The 15,649-nt window shown below is 45.5% G+C and carries 17 protein-coding genes; 8 read left to right on the top strand and 9 right to left on the bottom strand.

Translation table 11 applies throughout. The features are described 5' to 3' along the window. The coding region (locus H6F66_RS14595; RefSeq protein ID WP_190422477.1) for a hypothetical protein at nucleotides 1-281 on the top strand (281 nt) is incomplete at its 5' end. Nucleotides 282-365: 84 nt separating this feature from the next. Here H6F66_RS14595 and H6F66_RS14590 read toward each other — a convergent pair. The 3 genes from H6F66_RS14590 to H6F66_RS14580 all read right to left on the bottom strand — a co-directional run bounded on the left by H6F66_RS14590 (nucleotide 366) and on the right by H6F66_RS14580 (nucleotide 2,667). Further along, nucleotides 366-770, bottom strand: a complete 405-nt coding sequence (locus H6F66_RS14590) for a fasciclin domain-containing protein (protein ID WP_190422475.1) — start codon at nucleotides 768-770, stop codon at nucleotides 366-368. Between the two features lie 600 nt (nucleotides 771-1,370). After that, on the bottom strand, nucleotides 1,371-1,784 hold the full coding sequence (locus tag H6F66_RS14585; RefSeq protein ID WP_199295113.1) for a hypothetical protein: 414 nt from the start codon (nucleotides 1,782-1,784) through the stop codon (nucleotides 1,371-1,373). Beyond that, complete coding sequence (locus H6F66_RS14580; protein ID WP_190422473.1) at nucleotides 1,774-2,667, bottom strand: pirin family protein; 894 nt, start codon at nucleotides 2,665-2,667, stop codon at nucleotides 1,774-1,776. The genes H6F66_RS14585 and H6F66_RS14580 overlap by 11 nt, the downstream gene beginning before the upstream one ends. Before the next feature lie 272 nt (nucleotides 2,668-2,939). Between H6F66_RS14580 and H6F66_RS14575 the strand changes: the two genes are divergently transcribed. Both H6F66_RS14575 and H6F66_RS14570 read left to right on the top strand, forming a co-directional pair. Next, the gene (locus tag H6F66_RS14575) at nucleotides 2,940-3,476 is read left to right on the top strand and encodes a PadR family transcriptional regulator (RefSeq protein ID WP_190422471.1); all 537 of its coding nucleotides are present in this window, start codon (nucleotides 2,940-2,942) and stop codon (nucleotides 3,474-3,476) included. After that, complete coding sequence (locus H6F66_RS14570) at nucleotides 3,473-3,619, top strand: hypothetical protein (protein ID WP_190422469.1); 147 nt, start codon at nucleotides 3,473-3,475, stop codon at nucleotides 3,617-3,619. The genes H6F66_RS14575 and H6F66_RS14570 overlap by 4 nt, the downstream gene beginning before the upstream one ends. Here the strand turns inward: H6F66_RS14570 and H6F66_RS14565 are convergent. The 4 genes from H6F66_RS14565 to H6F66_RS14550 form a co-directional block, all read right to left on the bottom strand. Then, nucleotides 3,612-5,120 (bottom strand): hypothetical protein, encoded by a 1,509-nt coding sequence (locus H6F66_RS14565; protein WP_190422467.1) that lies wholly within the window; start codon nucleotides 5,118-5,120, stop codon nucleotides 3,612-3,614. The two genes, H6F66_RS14570 and H6F66_RS14565, sit on opposite strands and share 8 nt — an antisense overlap. Before the next feature lie 122 nt (nucleotides 5,121-5,242). Next, the gene (locus H6F66_RS14560) at nucleotides 5,243-6,949 is read right to left on the bottom strand and encodes an ABC transporter permease (RefSeq protein ID WP_190422465.1); all 1,707 of its coding nucleotides are present in this window, start codon (nucleotides 6,947-6,949) and stop codon (nucleotides 5,243-5,245) included. An 84-nt stretch (nucleotides 6,950-7,033) separates the two neighbouring features. Beyond that, entirely contained in the window at nucleotides 7,034-7,984 is a 951-nt protein-coding gene (locus tag H6F66_RS14555) for an ABC transporter ATP-binding protein (protein ID WP_190422463.1), read from the bottom strand. A gap of 50 nt (nucleotides 7,985-8,034) precedes the next feature. Further along, nucleotides 8,035-8,193: a hypothetical protein gene (locus H6F66_RS14550; protein WP_190422460.1), complete on the bottom strand. Its 159-nt coding sequence runs from the start codon at nucleotides 8,191-8,193 to the stop codon at nucleotides 8,035-8,037. 327 nt (nucleotides 8,194-8,520) lie between these two features. On the opposite strand from H6F66_RS14550, the gene leuB reads away from it, so the two are divergent. The 3 genes from leuB (at nucleotide 8,521) to H6F66_RS14535 (ending at nucleotide 11,129) form a co-directional block, all read left to right on the top strand. Further along, entirely contained in the window at nucleotides 8,521-9,609 is a 1,089-nt protein-coding gene (gene leuB, locus H6F66_RS14545) for a 3-isopropylmalate dehydrogenase (protein WP_190422458.1), read from the top strand. Nucleotides 9,610-9,702: 93 nt separating this feature from the next. Then, complete coding sequence (locus tag H6F66_RS14540) at nucleotides 9,703-9,966, top strand: hypothetical protein (RefSeq protein WP_190422456.1); 264 nt, start codon at nucleotides 9,703-9,705, stop codon at nucleotides 9,964-9,966. A gap of 341 nt (nucleotides 9,967-10,307) precedes the next feature. Beyond that, entirely contained in the window at nucleotides 10,308-11,129 is an 822-nt protein-coding gene (locus H6F66_RS14535; RefSeq protein WP_190422454.1) for an A24 family peptidase, read from the top strand. Nucleotides 11,130-11,155: 26 nt separating this feature from the next. On the opposite strand, the gene H6F66_RS14530 is transcribed toward H6F66_RS14535, so the two are convergent. Both H6F66_RS14530 and H6F66_RS14525 read right to left on the bottom strand, forming a co-directional pair. After that, the gene (locus H6F66_RS14530; protein ID WP_190422452.1) at nucleotides 11,156-13,840 is read right to left on the bottom strand and encodes an ATP-binding protein; all 2,685 of its coding nucleotides are present in this window, start codon (nucleotides 13,838-13,840) and stop codon (nucleotides 11,156-11,158) included. Between the two features lie 124 nt (nucleotides 13,841-13,964). After that, nucleotides 13,965-14,672: a DUF4230 domain-containing protein gene (locus H6F66_RS14525; RefSeq protein ID WP_190422439.1), complete on the bottom strand. Its 708-nt coding sequence runs from the start codon at nucleotides 14,670-14,672 to the stop codon at nucleotides 13,965-13,967. Between H6F66_RS14525 and H6F66_RS14520 the strand changes: the two genes are divergently transcribed. Both H6F66_RS14520 and H6F66_RS14515 read left to right on the top strand, forming a co-directional pair. Beyond that, a complete protein-coding gene (locus H6F66_RS14520) occupies nucleotides 14,671-14,847 on the top strand; it encodes a hypothetical protein (protein ID WP_190422437.1) in 177 nt (58 codons plus the stop codon). The two genes, H6F66_RS14525 and H6F66_RS14520, sit on opposite strands and share 2 nt — an antisense overlap. A 43-nt stretch (nucleotides 14,848-14,890) precedes the next feature. Continuing rightward, nucleotides 14,891-15,598 (top strand): hypothetical protein, encoded by a 708-nt coding sequence (locus H6F66_RS14515; protein ID WP_199295112.1) that lies wholly within the window; start codon nucleotides 14,891-14,893, stop codon nucleotides 15,596-15,598. Nucleotides 15,599-15,649: the final 51 nt, after the last annotated feature.

Below are 15,649 nucleotides of genomic sequence, written 5' to 3'. Positions count from 1 at the left end.
TATCAGCCTACTCCTGGAGATTTTCCGGCGCTCGCATTGCTTGTTTTTTCACTTCTCAGACCCCAGATTTATTGTCAAGTACAATTTATACCAAATTAGATGAGCTTACCCTGCGATCGCCTCCATCTCCCGCAAAGGCGATCGCATCCTCAAACAAACTTGCGCGAACTGACAAGTCAGCGCTTCGCTATCGCATTCTTGCTAAATTTTGGCTGCACGTAGAAGCGCGATCGCATATTAACCGTAATAATTTGAGAAACGTACTCGCAACTTTCCCATAGAGAAAACACATTTAAATAAGTAGTGGGGCAGCGATTATATATAATCACTGCCCCACACAGAGTATTAACTATTTCTTGCGTTGCTTACGCAGGAAGCAATACTGTATCAATGATGTGAATGACGCCGTTATCAGCAGCAACATCGGCTGTTGAAACTTTAGAATCATTTACCTTGACGCCACCATTGGAAGCATCAATTTTTACATCTGAACCCTGAACTGTAGTAGCTGACTTCAGCTTAGCTACGTCAGATGCCATCACTTTGCCGGAAACCACATGATAGGTCAGGATTTGCTTAAGCTTCGGAATATCTTGAAGCAATGAATCTACTGTACCTGCGGGAAGTTTAGCGAAAGCTTCATCAGTAGGCGCAAACACAGTGAAGGGACCAGCGCCTTGTAGTGTATCAACCAAACCAGCAGCTTTGACGGCAGCAACTAGGGTGTTAAATGAACCAGCCTGAACGGCGGTATCAACGATATTAGCCAAGTTTTTTACCTAGTTTTTTGTCTCTTGTTAACAACTATAAAGTGTATTTTAATAAATTGTCTGTACCTTTAGGCATATCCCCGATTTATTGATCGGAGAGCCACACAAATACTAGATATCGTTTATACTAACAAAGTCATAGATTTAATTTAGGTTAAGTGGAGTTTATGCAAAAGTTATAGGATAAACTTCAACTTTAATTAAGAAGATTACTTAGCATTTTTATAACAATAACTACTGAGAGAACATACATTGGTGCAAATGCAGCCGAGGCACCAGTTCCTCATATTTTTAATATAAATTCATGTAGTTTTATTCTACTCTTGCTAGACTAACTTGCTTGGTTGAATTTGGCAAATGGGGAGCGTTGGAAACCTGAAGGCGCGATTCAGCGAAAGCAGATTTTCTGTTCTGTAAAGGTAAGTGCAATTAGGCAAAGCCCAGCGCCTGTCTGAAGAGATGCCAAAAGCTGCTCAAGTGATCGCATACTTCTCTCAGATGAAGTTTAGATCGTTGCTTGCACTAAAGGACTCTCAAAGATTTCCGTACCCATAGAAAAGCACCGCAATTTACCTTGCGGTGCTTTTCCTTCACTTAGCCTTATTTATCAGATGCAAGCAGCTCTGATACCGCTGCGTGTGCCAACACAACACCAGGTTCCCGCTGGAAAGCGTTGTAGTATTTCCTGGCAAACCCATTGCCTACCTCTGAGGGAGTTAGCAGCGTGCGAGCATAACCAATCAAATTCTGGACATCCTCCAGCGATACGGGTTCATCAGCTTGGAGCATTTCATCAATCTGCACAACCAGCTCAGAAAGGCGATGCAGCCAAGCAAATTGTTCATGCTCAATGACGAGTTGAAGAAGTTCCGTGTTCGAGACTCGTCCGCGCACCTGTTCGTAGGTGATGCGTTCTGTGTCAAGCAACATCCGGTGGAGGTGCAGCAATTTGTTCCGCAGATCGCGCAGATATTGATGTTGATGTATTCGTTGTAAAAGTGTGTTAGAAGTCAATTGAACCCATCCTCCCGTTACGATAATCTTCAATCGCTTGAACAATTTCTGCTTCGGTATTCATCACGAATGGCCCGTAGCGGACAACTGGCTCGTTTAGCGGTACGCCAGCAATGAGCAGCACATCCAATGGCGATCGCGCATCTGATGGATTGGCAAGGGTGACTTCTTCACCATCTTGTGCAAACAACACCATCTGCCCATCTCCTGCACGTTCCTTGTCTGCACCAAACAAACCTTCTCCATCTAGCACGTATGTAAAGGCATTGTATTCTTTTGGCACAGGCTGAACCACTGTTCCGCCCGGTTGCAGCGTGAAGTGCAGGTACATTATCGGAGTCTGCGTTGCGATCGTTGACTTCACTCCCAGCGCTTCTCCAGCGATCGCTTTTACCGTTACCAAGCCATCATCAGTCTGAGCCGTGGGAATTTGCTCCGCCGAGATTTCCTGATAACGAGGTTTCATCATCTTGTCCCGCCGAGGCAGATTTACCCAAAGTTGCAGTCCGTGAAGCCGTCCGCCAGTCCGAGCAAATTCCCGCTCTGGCATTTCTGAATGCACAACACCCGCTCCTGCTGTCATCCACTGCACATCACCAGCACCCAACTGTCCTGCATGACCCTGTGAATCTTTGTGTTCCAAGCGTCCTTCAAGCACATAGGAAACCGTCTCAAAGCCCCGATGGGGATGATCCGGCGCTCCTTTTGCTTGTCCCGGCTCAATATTAATAGGCCCTAATTCATCAAGGAGGAGGAAGGGGTCGAAGTGGGAAAAGGCGCTTTTAGGGAATGGGCGGCGCACAAGCATCCCTTCACCTTCCAGCGTTTCGACACTGTTAATGATGCCTGCAACCGTTCGCATCGTTCGTATTTGAGTCGTCATCAACTGTCTCCTTGATGCCTTAGCTATCAGTTTAATCAGAACCCTGGCGAAGAATATGCAGATAACCAGCACTTGCAGAGTATGAAAGTCTCTCTAAATCGGGTCATAAACCCCGGACGGCAAGAAGCTGATGCCTTTAGGTTCTTTGTCGGAGCAAACCATCATTCATCTCGTTTAGTTTGATTGCTCCTATATGTGATTACTCATATATTAGCATAAGATCATAAGTGACCAATAGAGCTTCCACTACTTTATTCTTCGGAAAACCGTCTATGTCTCTGGCACACGCAATTCTGGGTTTACTTCAGCAACAAGAGAGGACGGGTTACGACCTGAAAACAGGCTGCTTCGATGGATGTATTGCTCACTTGTGGCCCGCAGATCAAGCACAAATCTACAGAACCCTCGATAAACTGGTTGAGCAAGGTTGGATTACCTGTACTGTAGAGATTCAGAGCGATCGCCCCAATCGCAAAGTTTACAGTTTGACAGAGGCAGGACTAGCTGAGTTAATCCGGTGGCTTCAATGTCCTCAGCCTTTACCAACGGTAAGAGAACCGTTACTTATTCAAATGTATTTCGCCGCACAGCTATCAAATGATGCGATTATTCATCTGCTAGAACAGCAGCTAGCTGCACGTCGCGAAAAGCTGGCTGAGTGTGAGAATATTGATTTACCAACTCTGGGCGACGAAGCTGCTAGTCGCGAACAGATTATGCAACGCCTGGTGCTGGAGCTGGTAATGGGAAGAGAACAAACTTATATTGATTCGCTCAAGAGTGCCATTGATGTCATTCGTCAGCAGTGAGCTTTTTAATCTACACAGATGCTTTCTTTTGTCAAGTTAATTTAGATGCTTTTACCCTGGATTACTATATAGCGATCGCGTCTTTATTTGCAAAGAGCGATCGCTATCAATCATGGTCAGCCAATCAACAACAGATTATTTAGCAAACAGCGCTTTTGATGCAGATACACCAGCCAGCCGCATCTGTCTCCTCAATTGTAAGCTTAACAATGTCATAGCGCTCCATTGCCCCAAGATCACCATAAAAACAGTAATCACGGAGGCTTCTTTTACAGCCATCAAGGGAAAAGCGGTAAGCAGCCAAACACCAGGATTTTTATAAAATGGCATCGACAGCAAGCCGAAAAAGACCGGGGGGAATGCAATCAAAGCTGTTACAGTCATGCTAGCCCAGAGCGATCGCTTATCTGTTTTCATAAACAACAGACTCTGAACTATAACCGCGTAAATCAAAATCCAGTTTAGACTTAGTATCAAACCTAAAATTGCTTGCATCTTCTCAGAATTTGACGGCCAAGATAAAATCCAAGCCCCCCAAATTGCTGTTTTAATTCCCAAATTAATCGCCACTGCTACAACAGCAGGGCTTTTTTCACCCCAAATCAAATCCTGAACTAAATCACTCTTCCAGAACCCTCGGCGTTTAGAAACCCTTTCTCGGCGGTAACGCGCCCAAGTCTGCAACGATTGACGGTGAGGCGACAAAGCAGCAATTAACCCCACAAACCAAAGCAAGTTTATTATTTCAAAAACCAATGTCAATAGTGACAAAGCCCCATAATCAGAGGTTCTTGCTAGGTTAAAAACATTGTTTTGCAGACAGAATCCTATAAGTAGAACTTCAAAATAACCCGTTATCCAGTAACTTTGTTTTTTACTGATTAAAGTAGCATTTGCATTAGAAAAACGTCGGTTTAATGCTTGCCAAATCCAGTAAGTCCACAAACCGAAATTCAGCATTATAAAACCTTCGGACAACACTAGACTACCAAGTGGTAAGTAGAACCATTCCAAACTGTAAATATTGATGCTGGTTGAATCGAAATCCTTACTCCTCACCAAGTCCATAGCAAAATTTAGTATTTGTAGCAATGGCCAAGCAAATACAAAACTCAAAAAAGTGCCTGCCCAAGCTTGAAATCCTCCTAAAAAAGCATAGAGCAGAGCAGCAGTGTAAAAGAAACAGCAACCTGCGCCTATGAGGAGATAAAAGCTCAGAATAAAAATAAAAGGAACACCGGCACTAATAGCAGTCCACAAATGCAACGGCACTGCAAGAGCTACACCCAAATAAACTATAATTGGAACTCCTAACATCTTGCCAATCAAAATACTTTGGCTAGATTGGGGACTCAACCGAATAAAATTTAGGGTGCCTCGACGTTCTTCTTTGCCGAGGTCAGTAATTAACATATAGACACCTGCCAGCAAAAGAATAAGCGGCAAAATCCAGTTGAGAGTAGAGAATAAGCTCTCCCAAATAGAATAATGAGCCTGTTCGTAGAGATAGGTCAGTAGTAAAAACTGTGTTAGCAGAGATACGCCGGCTGCTATTAGTAAATTACGGTTTTTTAGGTGTCCTTTTAGTTCTCGCAACAGCTGCGGATTCCAGTCGCCTAACCGCTCTATCCAAGGTAGATTCATTGCCTTTTTCCTTTATTATTTAATCTCGTTCCCAGGTTGCGCCCTGGGAACGCATTCGGGAGGCAGAGCCTCCTAGAGCCTCCAGATGGTCGTTCCCAGGCTAAGCCTGGGAACGAAAAGGATTAGCTAGGTAAAGCAGAACGCCCGGACATCAGAGCTTTCGAGGCAGACTCACCAGCCAACCGCAGTTGTCGGGCTGTCTGAATACTCAATAAGCTGAACGCCAACCACTGTCCCAGCACTGATAAACAAACGGTGGTTATTGCAACATCTTTTGCCGCATACCAAGAGAAGGCGGAAAACAGCCACAAACCAGGAATTTCATTAGGATCGATGGACAGCAAGCCGAAGGTGACAGGCGGCAATATAATCAATGCAGCTACTGTACTGGCAGCCCAAAGCGATCGCTTCGGTGTCTTCATAAACAGCATCAGCTGCGCTACGCCTGCGTAAATCAAGATTACATTCACGCTCAGCACTACAGTCATTAGTGCTGATACCTTATAGTCGCTTTCAGGCCAAACCAGTATCCAAGGTACGACTATTAGTGAGGCAATGAGCAAATTAAGCGCCACTGCCACCAGTGAGGGGCTTTTCTCACCCCAAACTAAATCTTGCACGAGTTTCTTACCACGAGAAGATGTCCCCTCCCGGCGGTAACGCGCCCAATCTTGCAAGACTTGGCGGTGCGGTGACAAAGCTGCCATTAGACACAAAAACAGCGGCAGATTCAACAGCAGTAAAGCACCAAAATTCTCGAATAGTCTTGCTGGTATAGCGTCTGGATTCTCGTACCATTTTGGTAGTTTCAGAGAAAATCCGATCAGCGCAACTTCACAGCAAGCTGTGATTAAGTAACTTTGCCGCTTGCTCAGTAGAGTAGCACCGGAGTTGTGGAAGCAGCGTTTCAGCCCTTGCCAAAACCAGAAGGTTCCTAGAGCATAGTTCAGTAGGCTAAAGCTGGCCATGTTCCAAAGACTGGCACCCAATGGTAAGCCAAACCATTGCCACGCTTGTCGCTGATCCATTCCCAAGGAATATACTTTCCCTAGAGGACTGGCATCTATCAGATATGGCAGTACAACTGAAGGAGAAAATACGAACAGCCAGTCTAGTGCATTATTTCCAGCTACTGAACCCCTGTGAAGGTTCATGGTAGTCATCATGCTCAGAAAAGCTAACACGATGCCGCCGCCGAACCAAGCTTGAAATCCACCTAGTCCACCGCTGACTAAGCCATAGAGTAGCGCCGCACTGTAGAAGCAAGCGGCACTAGCAACGACGACCCCGTAAAAGCCCAAAATCAGGGCTAAAGGAATTTCTGCCGACAGTCCGGCGAATAAATGCAAAGGAATCGCCAAACCTACCAAAAGATACATGACAATCGGCACACCCAAAAGCTTGCCGCTGAAAAGGCTGGTAGTAGACTGGGGACTCAGACGAATGAAGTTAAGCGTACCGCGATTTTCTTCCCGTGCCAGGTCGCTGATCAGCATATAGGTGCCAACCACTAACACGGTTAAGAAACCAATAACACTCAGCCAGACGGATACATCTAGCCACCACAGTTGCCAGTTAATGTCAATATTGCCAAGGGCATCCCGTAAGCATTTGGTATCCCCAGCTCTTCCTCTGCAATATCTGTTGTAAATGTCGGCGTTACCAGTATCAAGAGGCAACATGGTGCTAAAACTCATTAGCAGTAGCAGCTGCCCCAGCAGGGATATACCTACTGCAATAAGTACGTTCCGGGGTTTTAAACGCCCTTTGAATTCTCGCAATAACTGGGGATTTAAGTCTCCCAGCCGATCTGTCCAATTAACTTTCATGAGTAAAAAATTCTCCAGAATCAACGGAATTTTAGATTTTAAATTTCCAATCAAATCCAAAATCTAAAATCCAAAATCCAAAATCTATGAGGCTTGCTGGTGTCCCAGTTTGAGAAAGATAGTTTCCAGGTCTTCTTGGGTGCAGTGGAATTCGGTCAACTCAATGCCGGATTCTACGAGCGATCGCAATAACTTAGCACACTCTTCCTGACTCCCGGTAAAATAAAGACGTACTCGCTCTTGTCCCGGCACCACCTCCCATTCTTCGACTAAAGGATGGTTTTTCAGTTGGGCAATAAGTGCTTCTAGCTTACCCAATGTTGACAGGAAAATCTGCTGTCGCGACAAACGGCGATAAAGTTCTTTTAGCGGCGCACTTTCCACTAAAAAACCTAGTTCCATGATGCCGACTGAGGTGCAAAGTTCCGCTAAGTCGCTAAGGACATGGGAAGAAATCACAATTGTCATCCCAGCTTCCTGCAATACTTTGATGATTTCCCGGAATTGCATCCTGGCAATTGGGTCTAAGCCGGAAACTGGTTCATCTAAGAGTAGCAAAATCGGCTCGTGAATAATCGTCCGGGCAAGACTGAGGCGCTGCTTCATCCCCCGCGAGAGAGTGGAAATAATGCTATTGCGCTTATTGGTTAGTTGCACCAGTTCCAAAACTTCTCGCAGGCGCTGGCTGCGATGTGGTTCTCGCAAGCGATAAAGTCGTCCAAAATAGTCTAAGTAGTCCCATACTGTCAAATCGTCATACAGGGGAAAGTCGTCGGGAAGATAGCCGAGTCGCCGCTTCAGGGTTGGGTTAGAGTGATCTCGTTGCAAGCGATCGCCATTAATATAAATTTCACCCGTTGTTGGTTCTTCAGCTGCCGCCAACATCCGCAACAGCGTAGTTTTTCCGGCACCATTCGGCCCAATTAGTCCGTAGACTTCCCCGGCTTTTACCTGTAAATCTATATCATTAACTGCAATATGCCGATCGAATTGCTTGGTGAGTCCACAAGTACGTATTGCCAGTTCTTTTGCCATAGCTGCTGGGGGTTGACTTTAAGACCGCTAGATTGACCATAGCGTAGCCTTTACCTACAGCATTTGCCATCAGCGTTTCCGAAATTTAAACAAGGTTTGTGGCGATCAGCGATCGCGTCTAGCACCTGCCACAATGCCACAATAATAGACAAAGCAGCATCAGGCGCACAGAAAAAGCAGGTGCCAGCATCTGGTCGTCTCCAATCCACAGGTAATGATGGGCAAGCCCGTGATTATTGGAATACACATCACCCTAGAGCTAATTTCTCTAGAATTAGCTCTAGGGTCAAACACCCGAACAAATATTAGCAGCCTATCCCAAACTTAGCATTTCCCACTTCTGCACAAGCAATGGGGATTTTATCGTAGCCTTTAAACCCCTTCAGCTTCCAGACGCACTCGTTCTGACATTAAGTCATCGAAGATTTAGGCAACAAACATCTAAGTAGATTAAAAACTCCATCGGTACAATTGCTGTGTATTATATTTACTCTGCAACCACTTTCAGCAGATTAAACATTTACCCATAACGAGCTATGGCACAGAACTACCGCATTACTCTTTTACCCGGCGATGGCATTGGCCCTGAAATCATGGCAGTGGCGGTAGATGTTTTAAAAGTCGTAGGGAAGCAACTCGATTTAAGCTTTGAATTCACAGAAGCACTCCTCGGTGGTGCAGCGATTGATGCTACCTCCTCACCACTACCCGACGAAACTCTCTTAACTTGCCGCAATAGCGATGCTGTTTTACTGGCGGCAATTGGCGGTTACAAGTGGGATAATTTACCTCGCCATCAACGCCCAGAAACCGGATTATTGGGACTTCGGGCGGGATTGGGTTTATTTGCTAATTTGCGTCCCGCGAAAATATTACCTCAGCTAGTTGATGCCTCCTCGTTGAAGCGGGAAGTTGTCGAGGGTGTCGATATGATGGTGGTACGCGAACTTACTGGGGGAATTTATTTCGGGCAACCAAAGGGAGTTTTTGAGACGGAAACTGGGGAAAAACGCGGTGTCAATACGATGGCTTACACTGAGGCGGAAATTGACAGAATTGGGCGAGTAGCTTTTGAAACAGCGCAAAAACGCGGCGGTAAGCTATGCTCTGTGGATAAGGCGAATGTGCTGGAGGTGTCGCAACTTTGGCGCGATCGCATTACTCTCCTCTCTAAAGAATATCCTGGTGTGGAGCTTTCTCACCTCTATGTCGATGCCGCCGCTATGGAACTTGTCCGCAGACCTAAACAATTCGACACAATTGTTACAGGCAACCTTTTTGGTGATATCCTTTCTGATGCTGCCGCTATGCTTACAGGCAGTATTGGTATGTTACCTTCTGCCAGTTTAGGTGCGTCTGGCCCCGGTCTCTTTGAACCCGTTCACGGTTCTGCCCCCGATATCGCTGGACAAGATAAGGCAAATCCTCTAGCCCAGGTTCTCAGTGCCGCAATGATGCTACGCTACGGCTTAAATCAGCCTACTGCCGCAGATAAAATTGAACAAGCGGTATTGCAAGTTCTCGATAAAGGCGATCGCACTGGCGATATCATGTCCGAAGGAATGAATCTTTTAGGGTGCCGCGCAATGGGTGATAGTTTGATTCAAGCACTGGAGGAGTCCTAATTAAACTCTTCCCAAAACTTAAAATTGCCATGCTTGATTGATGCCATTGCACGCTCTTGATTAACAGCTAACAAAAAACAATAGGGGTTAAAAGTGGTTTACACTTCACAGCAACGAACAGAAACTTGGACTCAAAGGATAGAGATTCCCGTGTTGCTAGATCCCAGTATCATCAGAGCAGCCAGACAAATCTATCGCACTTACTCAGAAGTTCATCCAGACCGCGTACAGCGTCCTTTGGGTGTGGCAATTGACCGATACACTTGTCGCGGAAAGTTGATTTTTTACAATAAACCAATTCTCCTGCCACAAGAATGTTTTGTACCTCTTAGTCAGATTGAATCTGAAATTTATTGATCTTGCCGCGAAAAATTGAAAGAGGCAAAAACACTTTTTTTGTACCCTGTTTCGCTCTACTAGTTGACCTATTGATGTATACTTAAATAATGGAAATCTGTGCGATTTTTGAAAATTTGGTTAGATTTCCATTATGAAGAAAATCATTTAAAACTATTTAACATATATTATAAGAATATCAGAAAAAATATCATTTTTTTGAAAATATTTAAACTAATTTCACGAAGCATCTGATAATTGGGGATTAGGGATTAAGAAATTGCTGAAAAGCAAAAGAAAACAGTTACATTCCTATCTTCCCCAATCCTCAATCCCCAATCCCCAGCCCCCAATCCCCAATTATGGATACCCTGTTGGCGTTGCCTGCTGTTTTCATTGTCTTTGCCTTGGGTGCCGCAATAGGCAGCTTTCTGAATGTAGTTGTTTATCGGCTACCAGCAGGTTTGTCGATTCTTTGGCCTCCTTCTCGCTGTCCCCATTGCTTGCATCGGCTGGGTAAGCGCGAGAATATACCAATTTTCGGGTGGCTGTTGTTGCGGGGGCGGTGTCGCCACTGTAGAAGTAAGATTTCCGTGCGTTATCCAATGGTTGAGGCGGCAACTGGGGCGCTATTTTTGCTAGTATTCTTGGTTTTTGGAATGTCCTGGCAAACGCTAGGGTATTGGGCTTTTTTCAGCTGGCTTTTAGCACTATCTTTGATAGATTTAGACACAATGACGTTGCCAAATCCACTCACTCAGTCGGGATTAATTTTGGGATTAGTGTTTCAAGCGATCGCAGGTTTTATCCCAGAGGCAAATTGGGTAGGATTGGTAAATTATTTGTCATCAAGTATTTTTGGTGCAGTTGTCGGAATATGGTTATTTGACATCATTACCATTGTCGGAGCATTAGTTTTTGGGCAAGCGGCGATGGGTGGAGGAGATGCTAAACTGGCGGCAATGATGGGAGCCTGGCTGGGTTGGAAGTATTTGCTTCTGGCTGGTTTTTTAGCGTGTGTGGTGGGTGCATTTGGTGGCGGAGGGGCTTTAGCACTCGGTTTGCTAAAGCGCCGTCAAGCGATACCTTTTGGGCCATTTTTGGCACTGGGAGCGGTTTTAACAGCTTTTTGGGGGAAAGAAATTTTATCCACTTACCTGCGACTATTTTTTCCCCTTAGCTGAAGTGCCATTGCGATGACAGATGACTGTCAAGAACCAAACGCCAAACTTGACACCGCCGCCACCAACTCTGCTGGTTCGACGGGCTTAGCTACGTGCATCTGGAAACCGGCAGAGATAGCCCGTTGTTGGTCTTCCTCTCTAGCGTAAGCTGTCAGTGCTACAGCTTTTATGCTTCCGCCACGTTCTAAAGAAAGCGATCGCACTTTGCGGATCAAACTATAGCCGTCTTCTTCTGGCATTCCGATGTCGCTTAATAACACATCTGGATTATATAATTCCAATGCTTTTAGCGCTTCTGCTGCTGATGCAGCTACAATCGTTTCGGCACCATATTCTTCCAGCGCAAAAGTCAAAAATTCGCGGGTGTCGGCTTCATCATCCACAACAAGTATCCGCACACCCTGAAGAGGTAAAGATGAGAAATCAGGGATCAGTGATGAATTTAATTCATCCTTACTTATGCTTTCATCCTTAATAAACGGTAATTGCACGATAAACGTTGCCCCAAGCCCAACTCCAAGACTTTCGGCGCTAACAGTTCCGCCATGCAATTCTATCAGCTGACGCACGATCGCCAATCCCAATCCCAAGCCACCAAACGATCTGGTAATTTTGCTATCAGCTTGGCGGAAGTAATCAAAGACATGAGGCAGAAAATCAGCATCTATTCCAATACCTGTATCTTTGACTTGAATTTGCGCGTTTGAACCTATAGCCTCAAGTTTAATTTCTACAATTCCCCCAGAAGATGTAAATTTGATGGCATTGGAGAGTAAATTCCAGATAACTTGTTGTAATCGGTTCTGCTCGCCTGCAACTAGAAATTTGGGATTTTGGATTTTAGATTTTGGATTTTTGTTTACCTGCAATTCAGAATCTAAAATCAAAAATTTAACATTAATCGACTTAGCTTCAGCAGCTAAACGCATAGTTTCAATTGCTGCCTCAATCGGTGAAACTAGATCCACCTGGGAGACATTCAAACTCAGCTTACCTTGAATAATCCGGGAAATATCCAGCAAATCATCAATTAGTTGAGTTTGCAACTTGGCATTGCGCTCAATTGTATCCAAAGCGCGAAATCTAGTTTTCTGGTCAAAAGAGCGCGATCGCAACATTTGCGCCCAACCAAGTATGGCATTCAGAGGCGATCGCAATTCATGAGACAGCACAGCCAGAAATTCATCCTTAATTCTATTGGCTGCTTCCGCCTGAGTACGTGCATTCTGTTCGGCTTCGTACAACCGCGCATTCTCAATCGCCACCGATGCCATCTGCGCCAGCTGCACAACAATCGCTTCGTCTTCTTCGGTAAACTCGCCCTCGTACTTATCTGACAACTGGAGCAAACCAATATTACGTCCATCCCGTCCCGTCAGAGGTGCCGCCAACCAACCGCGCATCGGTGGATGCTTGTCAGCAGCATCCCCAAACCCTCGCCATCGGGGATGAGCTTCCAGTTGAGCCTGAGTCATCCGCATCGGGCGATTCATGTGGCAGACACAGGCGTAAATCCCAGAACCATCAGTCTTTTCATCATAATCTCGCCATGCAGCATACTTATCTGAAAGCGAAACCGAATTAATCGCCTGACTCCAGTTTTGATCAATCGTCAAACTGGTGACTGACTGGTGTGCATCAATGAGAGAACGTGCCTGATCTGTAATTACTTGTAACACCTCTTCTATTGACAAAGCCGAGTTAATAGCTAACGTTGCCTCAGCCAGTTTTTGTAAGTGGGTTGTGTGTTGCTGCGCTTGGATGAGCAACTGTTCGCGCTGTTTCTCAGCAGCTTTGCGATCGCTAATGTCCCGAAAATAAATGCCGAGTCCGTCTTTGGTAGGATAAGCATCAATTTCCAACCACATATTCAACGGCTCGTACAACTCTTCAAAATGAACAGCCACCTGCTCACTAACTGCTCGACGATATTCCCTCTCAATGCGAGTCCCTACTGACCAGGGCCAAACCTCCCAGTGGGTTTGGCCAATGAACTCCTCCGGCTGTTTACCGTTAAGCCTCGCCGTCTGTCGGTTCACATAGGTAATCCGCCACTCCCTATCTAAGCCAACAAACGCCTCGGTCACGCTTTCCAAAATGCTTGTGACTTCCTCCTGCGCCATCAGCGCTTGGTCACGCGCCTTTGCCAGCGCTTGGTCACGCGCCTTTGCCAGTTCCTCATTGGCTGCTCTTAACTGTCTGTTTACATCCTGTAACTCTTGCGCTCTCAAGAAAATCTCAGCTTCCATCTGCTGGGTTCGTGCTTGCAGTTCTTCGGTGAGCTTGTGCTGCTCAATTCCCAACTGCTTAAGGCGGACAAATTCTGTTACATCTTCGGCACGATGGATAATATAGGCAATCTCTTCGTTTTCGCCAAAGATTGGCGAATTAATCGGACTCCAATATTTCTCCTCAAATCCACCTCCTTCTGATTCCGGGCGGCGAATGTCGTACTTCTGCACCGCCATCGTATCCGCCACCCGATTATGTAGTACGCTCTCCAATGAGGCTTTCAGATTCCGAACCCCCGTAGCGCTGGGATCGTCTGGATTATCGGGGAAAACATCAAACATTCTGCGTCCCAGAATTTCCTCCCGTTTTGTCATCGTGGCACGCAAGTAAGCATCGCTAACCGCCACGATAGTAAAATCTGGCATCAATACCAGATACAAGCCTGGGACTGACTCAAACAAAGTCCGAAAGTCAGGCATTAGTGAAGGTATTGACGGGTTTGTCATAAATGTGTAGTTTATAAACCAGTGTTCGTGGCTAGATACCTTCAGGGTTTGGCTTACATTGTATATTTTCTACGCCTGTGTATCCTCCCCAGCCGCTTCACTTACAGCTTTCTGGTGGGGGCGAAGTAGTTTCCACCAAAACTTCTTTGTAACCTGCTACATTCAAAAGCTGGGAAACAACTAGCTCTGCTCTGTCGTTTGCCTGCTTTAACAACCCCTGACTACAAGCGGCGGTGATAATTTTCAAGAGCGTTTCTTGCTGGGCTAGGGTCTGCAACTGCGGTGCTACGTCTGGCCCTAAGCCTAAAAACCCCCGGTCGTAGTCATATACTTTAGAGCGATTTACGTCAATTTTGCTGTCGAGGATGCGGGGCGGCGGGAGGCGCAGCAGAATAGTATCGTTGACGATTTGCACGTTGTCAGCTTTTAGCTGGCTCAAGTCTACCCCAGCTTTCACCTCGCCATAAGCAATGTAGAGCAGTCTGGTTGTGCCAATAACATATTCACCTAATTTTCTATCTTGACTGGTGGGGACGACTGCTTCCATTGTAAAGACGGCGGTAGTTAGTTCGCTGGCATTCTTCACTTGACGGACAACTACTGAGCGTTCATCAACCTGGGGTATGGCAGGTGAAGGGTTAAACATAGAATTGAGTTCGCCCACAAAGCGAGTACCCGTGCGCCAGATACCAATCAGTACGAACAGCGTTGCCAGCAAAATGCCCCCTGTGGTCATTAGTAGCAGGTTTCTCTTTAGATGCTCGTAGTTGTTGCCACCCCGCCGATTAGATCGCTCATCATTCATGCCGTTGCTCCTTATAACAAACGCCCGAACAGTTGTAGTTTCAATTCTGCCAAGCGATCGCTTCCGCTCAGATTATGGTGATATGTGTCCCTGGTTGCTCTCCATAAAAGTTACACAATCGGTCTTAATCTCCCGGAAGCGATCGCATAGCCTTTATTCCGCAAAACGCGAGTAAAATACCATAAATAGCCAACTCAATATCCCAGGAGTATTAATCTGTGCAGCCAGATTTGCAAGGTTTGGAAATTACTAAGGGAGAACTGAAACATTTGACTGGAGTTGATACAGATGAGGTCTTCAGACCCTCACTTTTCCAAAAACCTGAAAATCGGTTTAATTTTTTATTTAATGAGCTACTAATCGGACTAGCGCTTACTCCTATTATTTGTGGCTTTGTTTATACCTTTATTATTTTACCTACTCTTGGTTACTCAATTATTGCTGTAATTATTTTATTGATAATAACGCCAATTTTAGTATCTATCTGCCGATGGATTTGGCTAAAGAAAAGAAGTCCAAAATTACTGATAAATCTGCTTGATGAAGTTGATAAATACAATTCCGTTATTAAAGCCATACATATTCACGATCAACTGAAAAATGCTGGAACTATGCCAGAAAGTCTCAGCGAACGAGAAAACGTAATTGCCGGACTCCAACTGACAAGAGAAGATTTAGTTAGGGCTTTGAGAACCGAAAGGATTTTGCGAGATAACAAAGACCTGATTGCTAAAAATTGCGAACTGTTTAACAATAATTTAGCAGCAGTCAGAGCGTTGCAAGTCAGCCAAGAGGCGAGTGAATATGGACAATTACTGAATGAAGCTTTGCAGATTGGTGTCAGCGTACAAGAAGAGTTCACCAACCTCGCCCTAGAAGGGACGAGGATTGACCGAACCAATTCGGACAACGCAAGCGGTGAATAGCTCAATGAGACTTGATTTGGTACAGACCTCCGAATGCTTCCCTAGTTCGGA

Source organism: Trichocoleus sp. FACHB-6, from assembly GCF_014695815.1.
In the GTDB taxonomy this organism is placed as follows: Bacteria; Cyanobacteriota; Cyanobacteriia; order Cyanobacteriales; family FACHB-T130; genus Funiculus; species Funiculus sociatus.
This window is presented reverse-complemented; position numbering and strand designations above follow the sequence as displayed.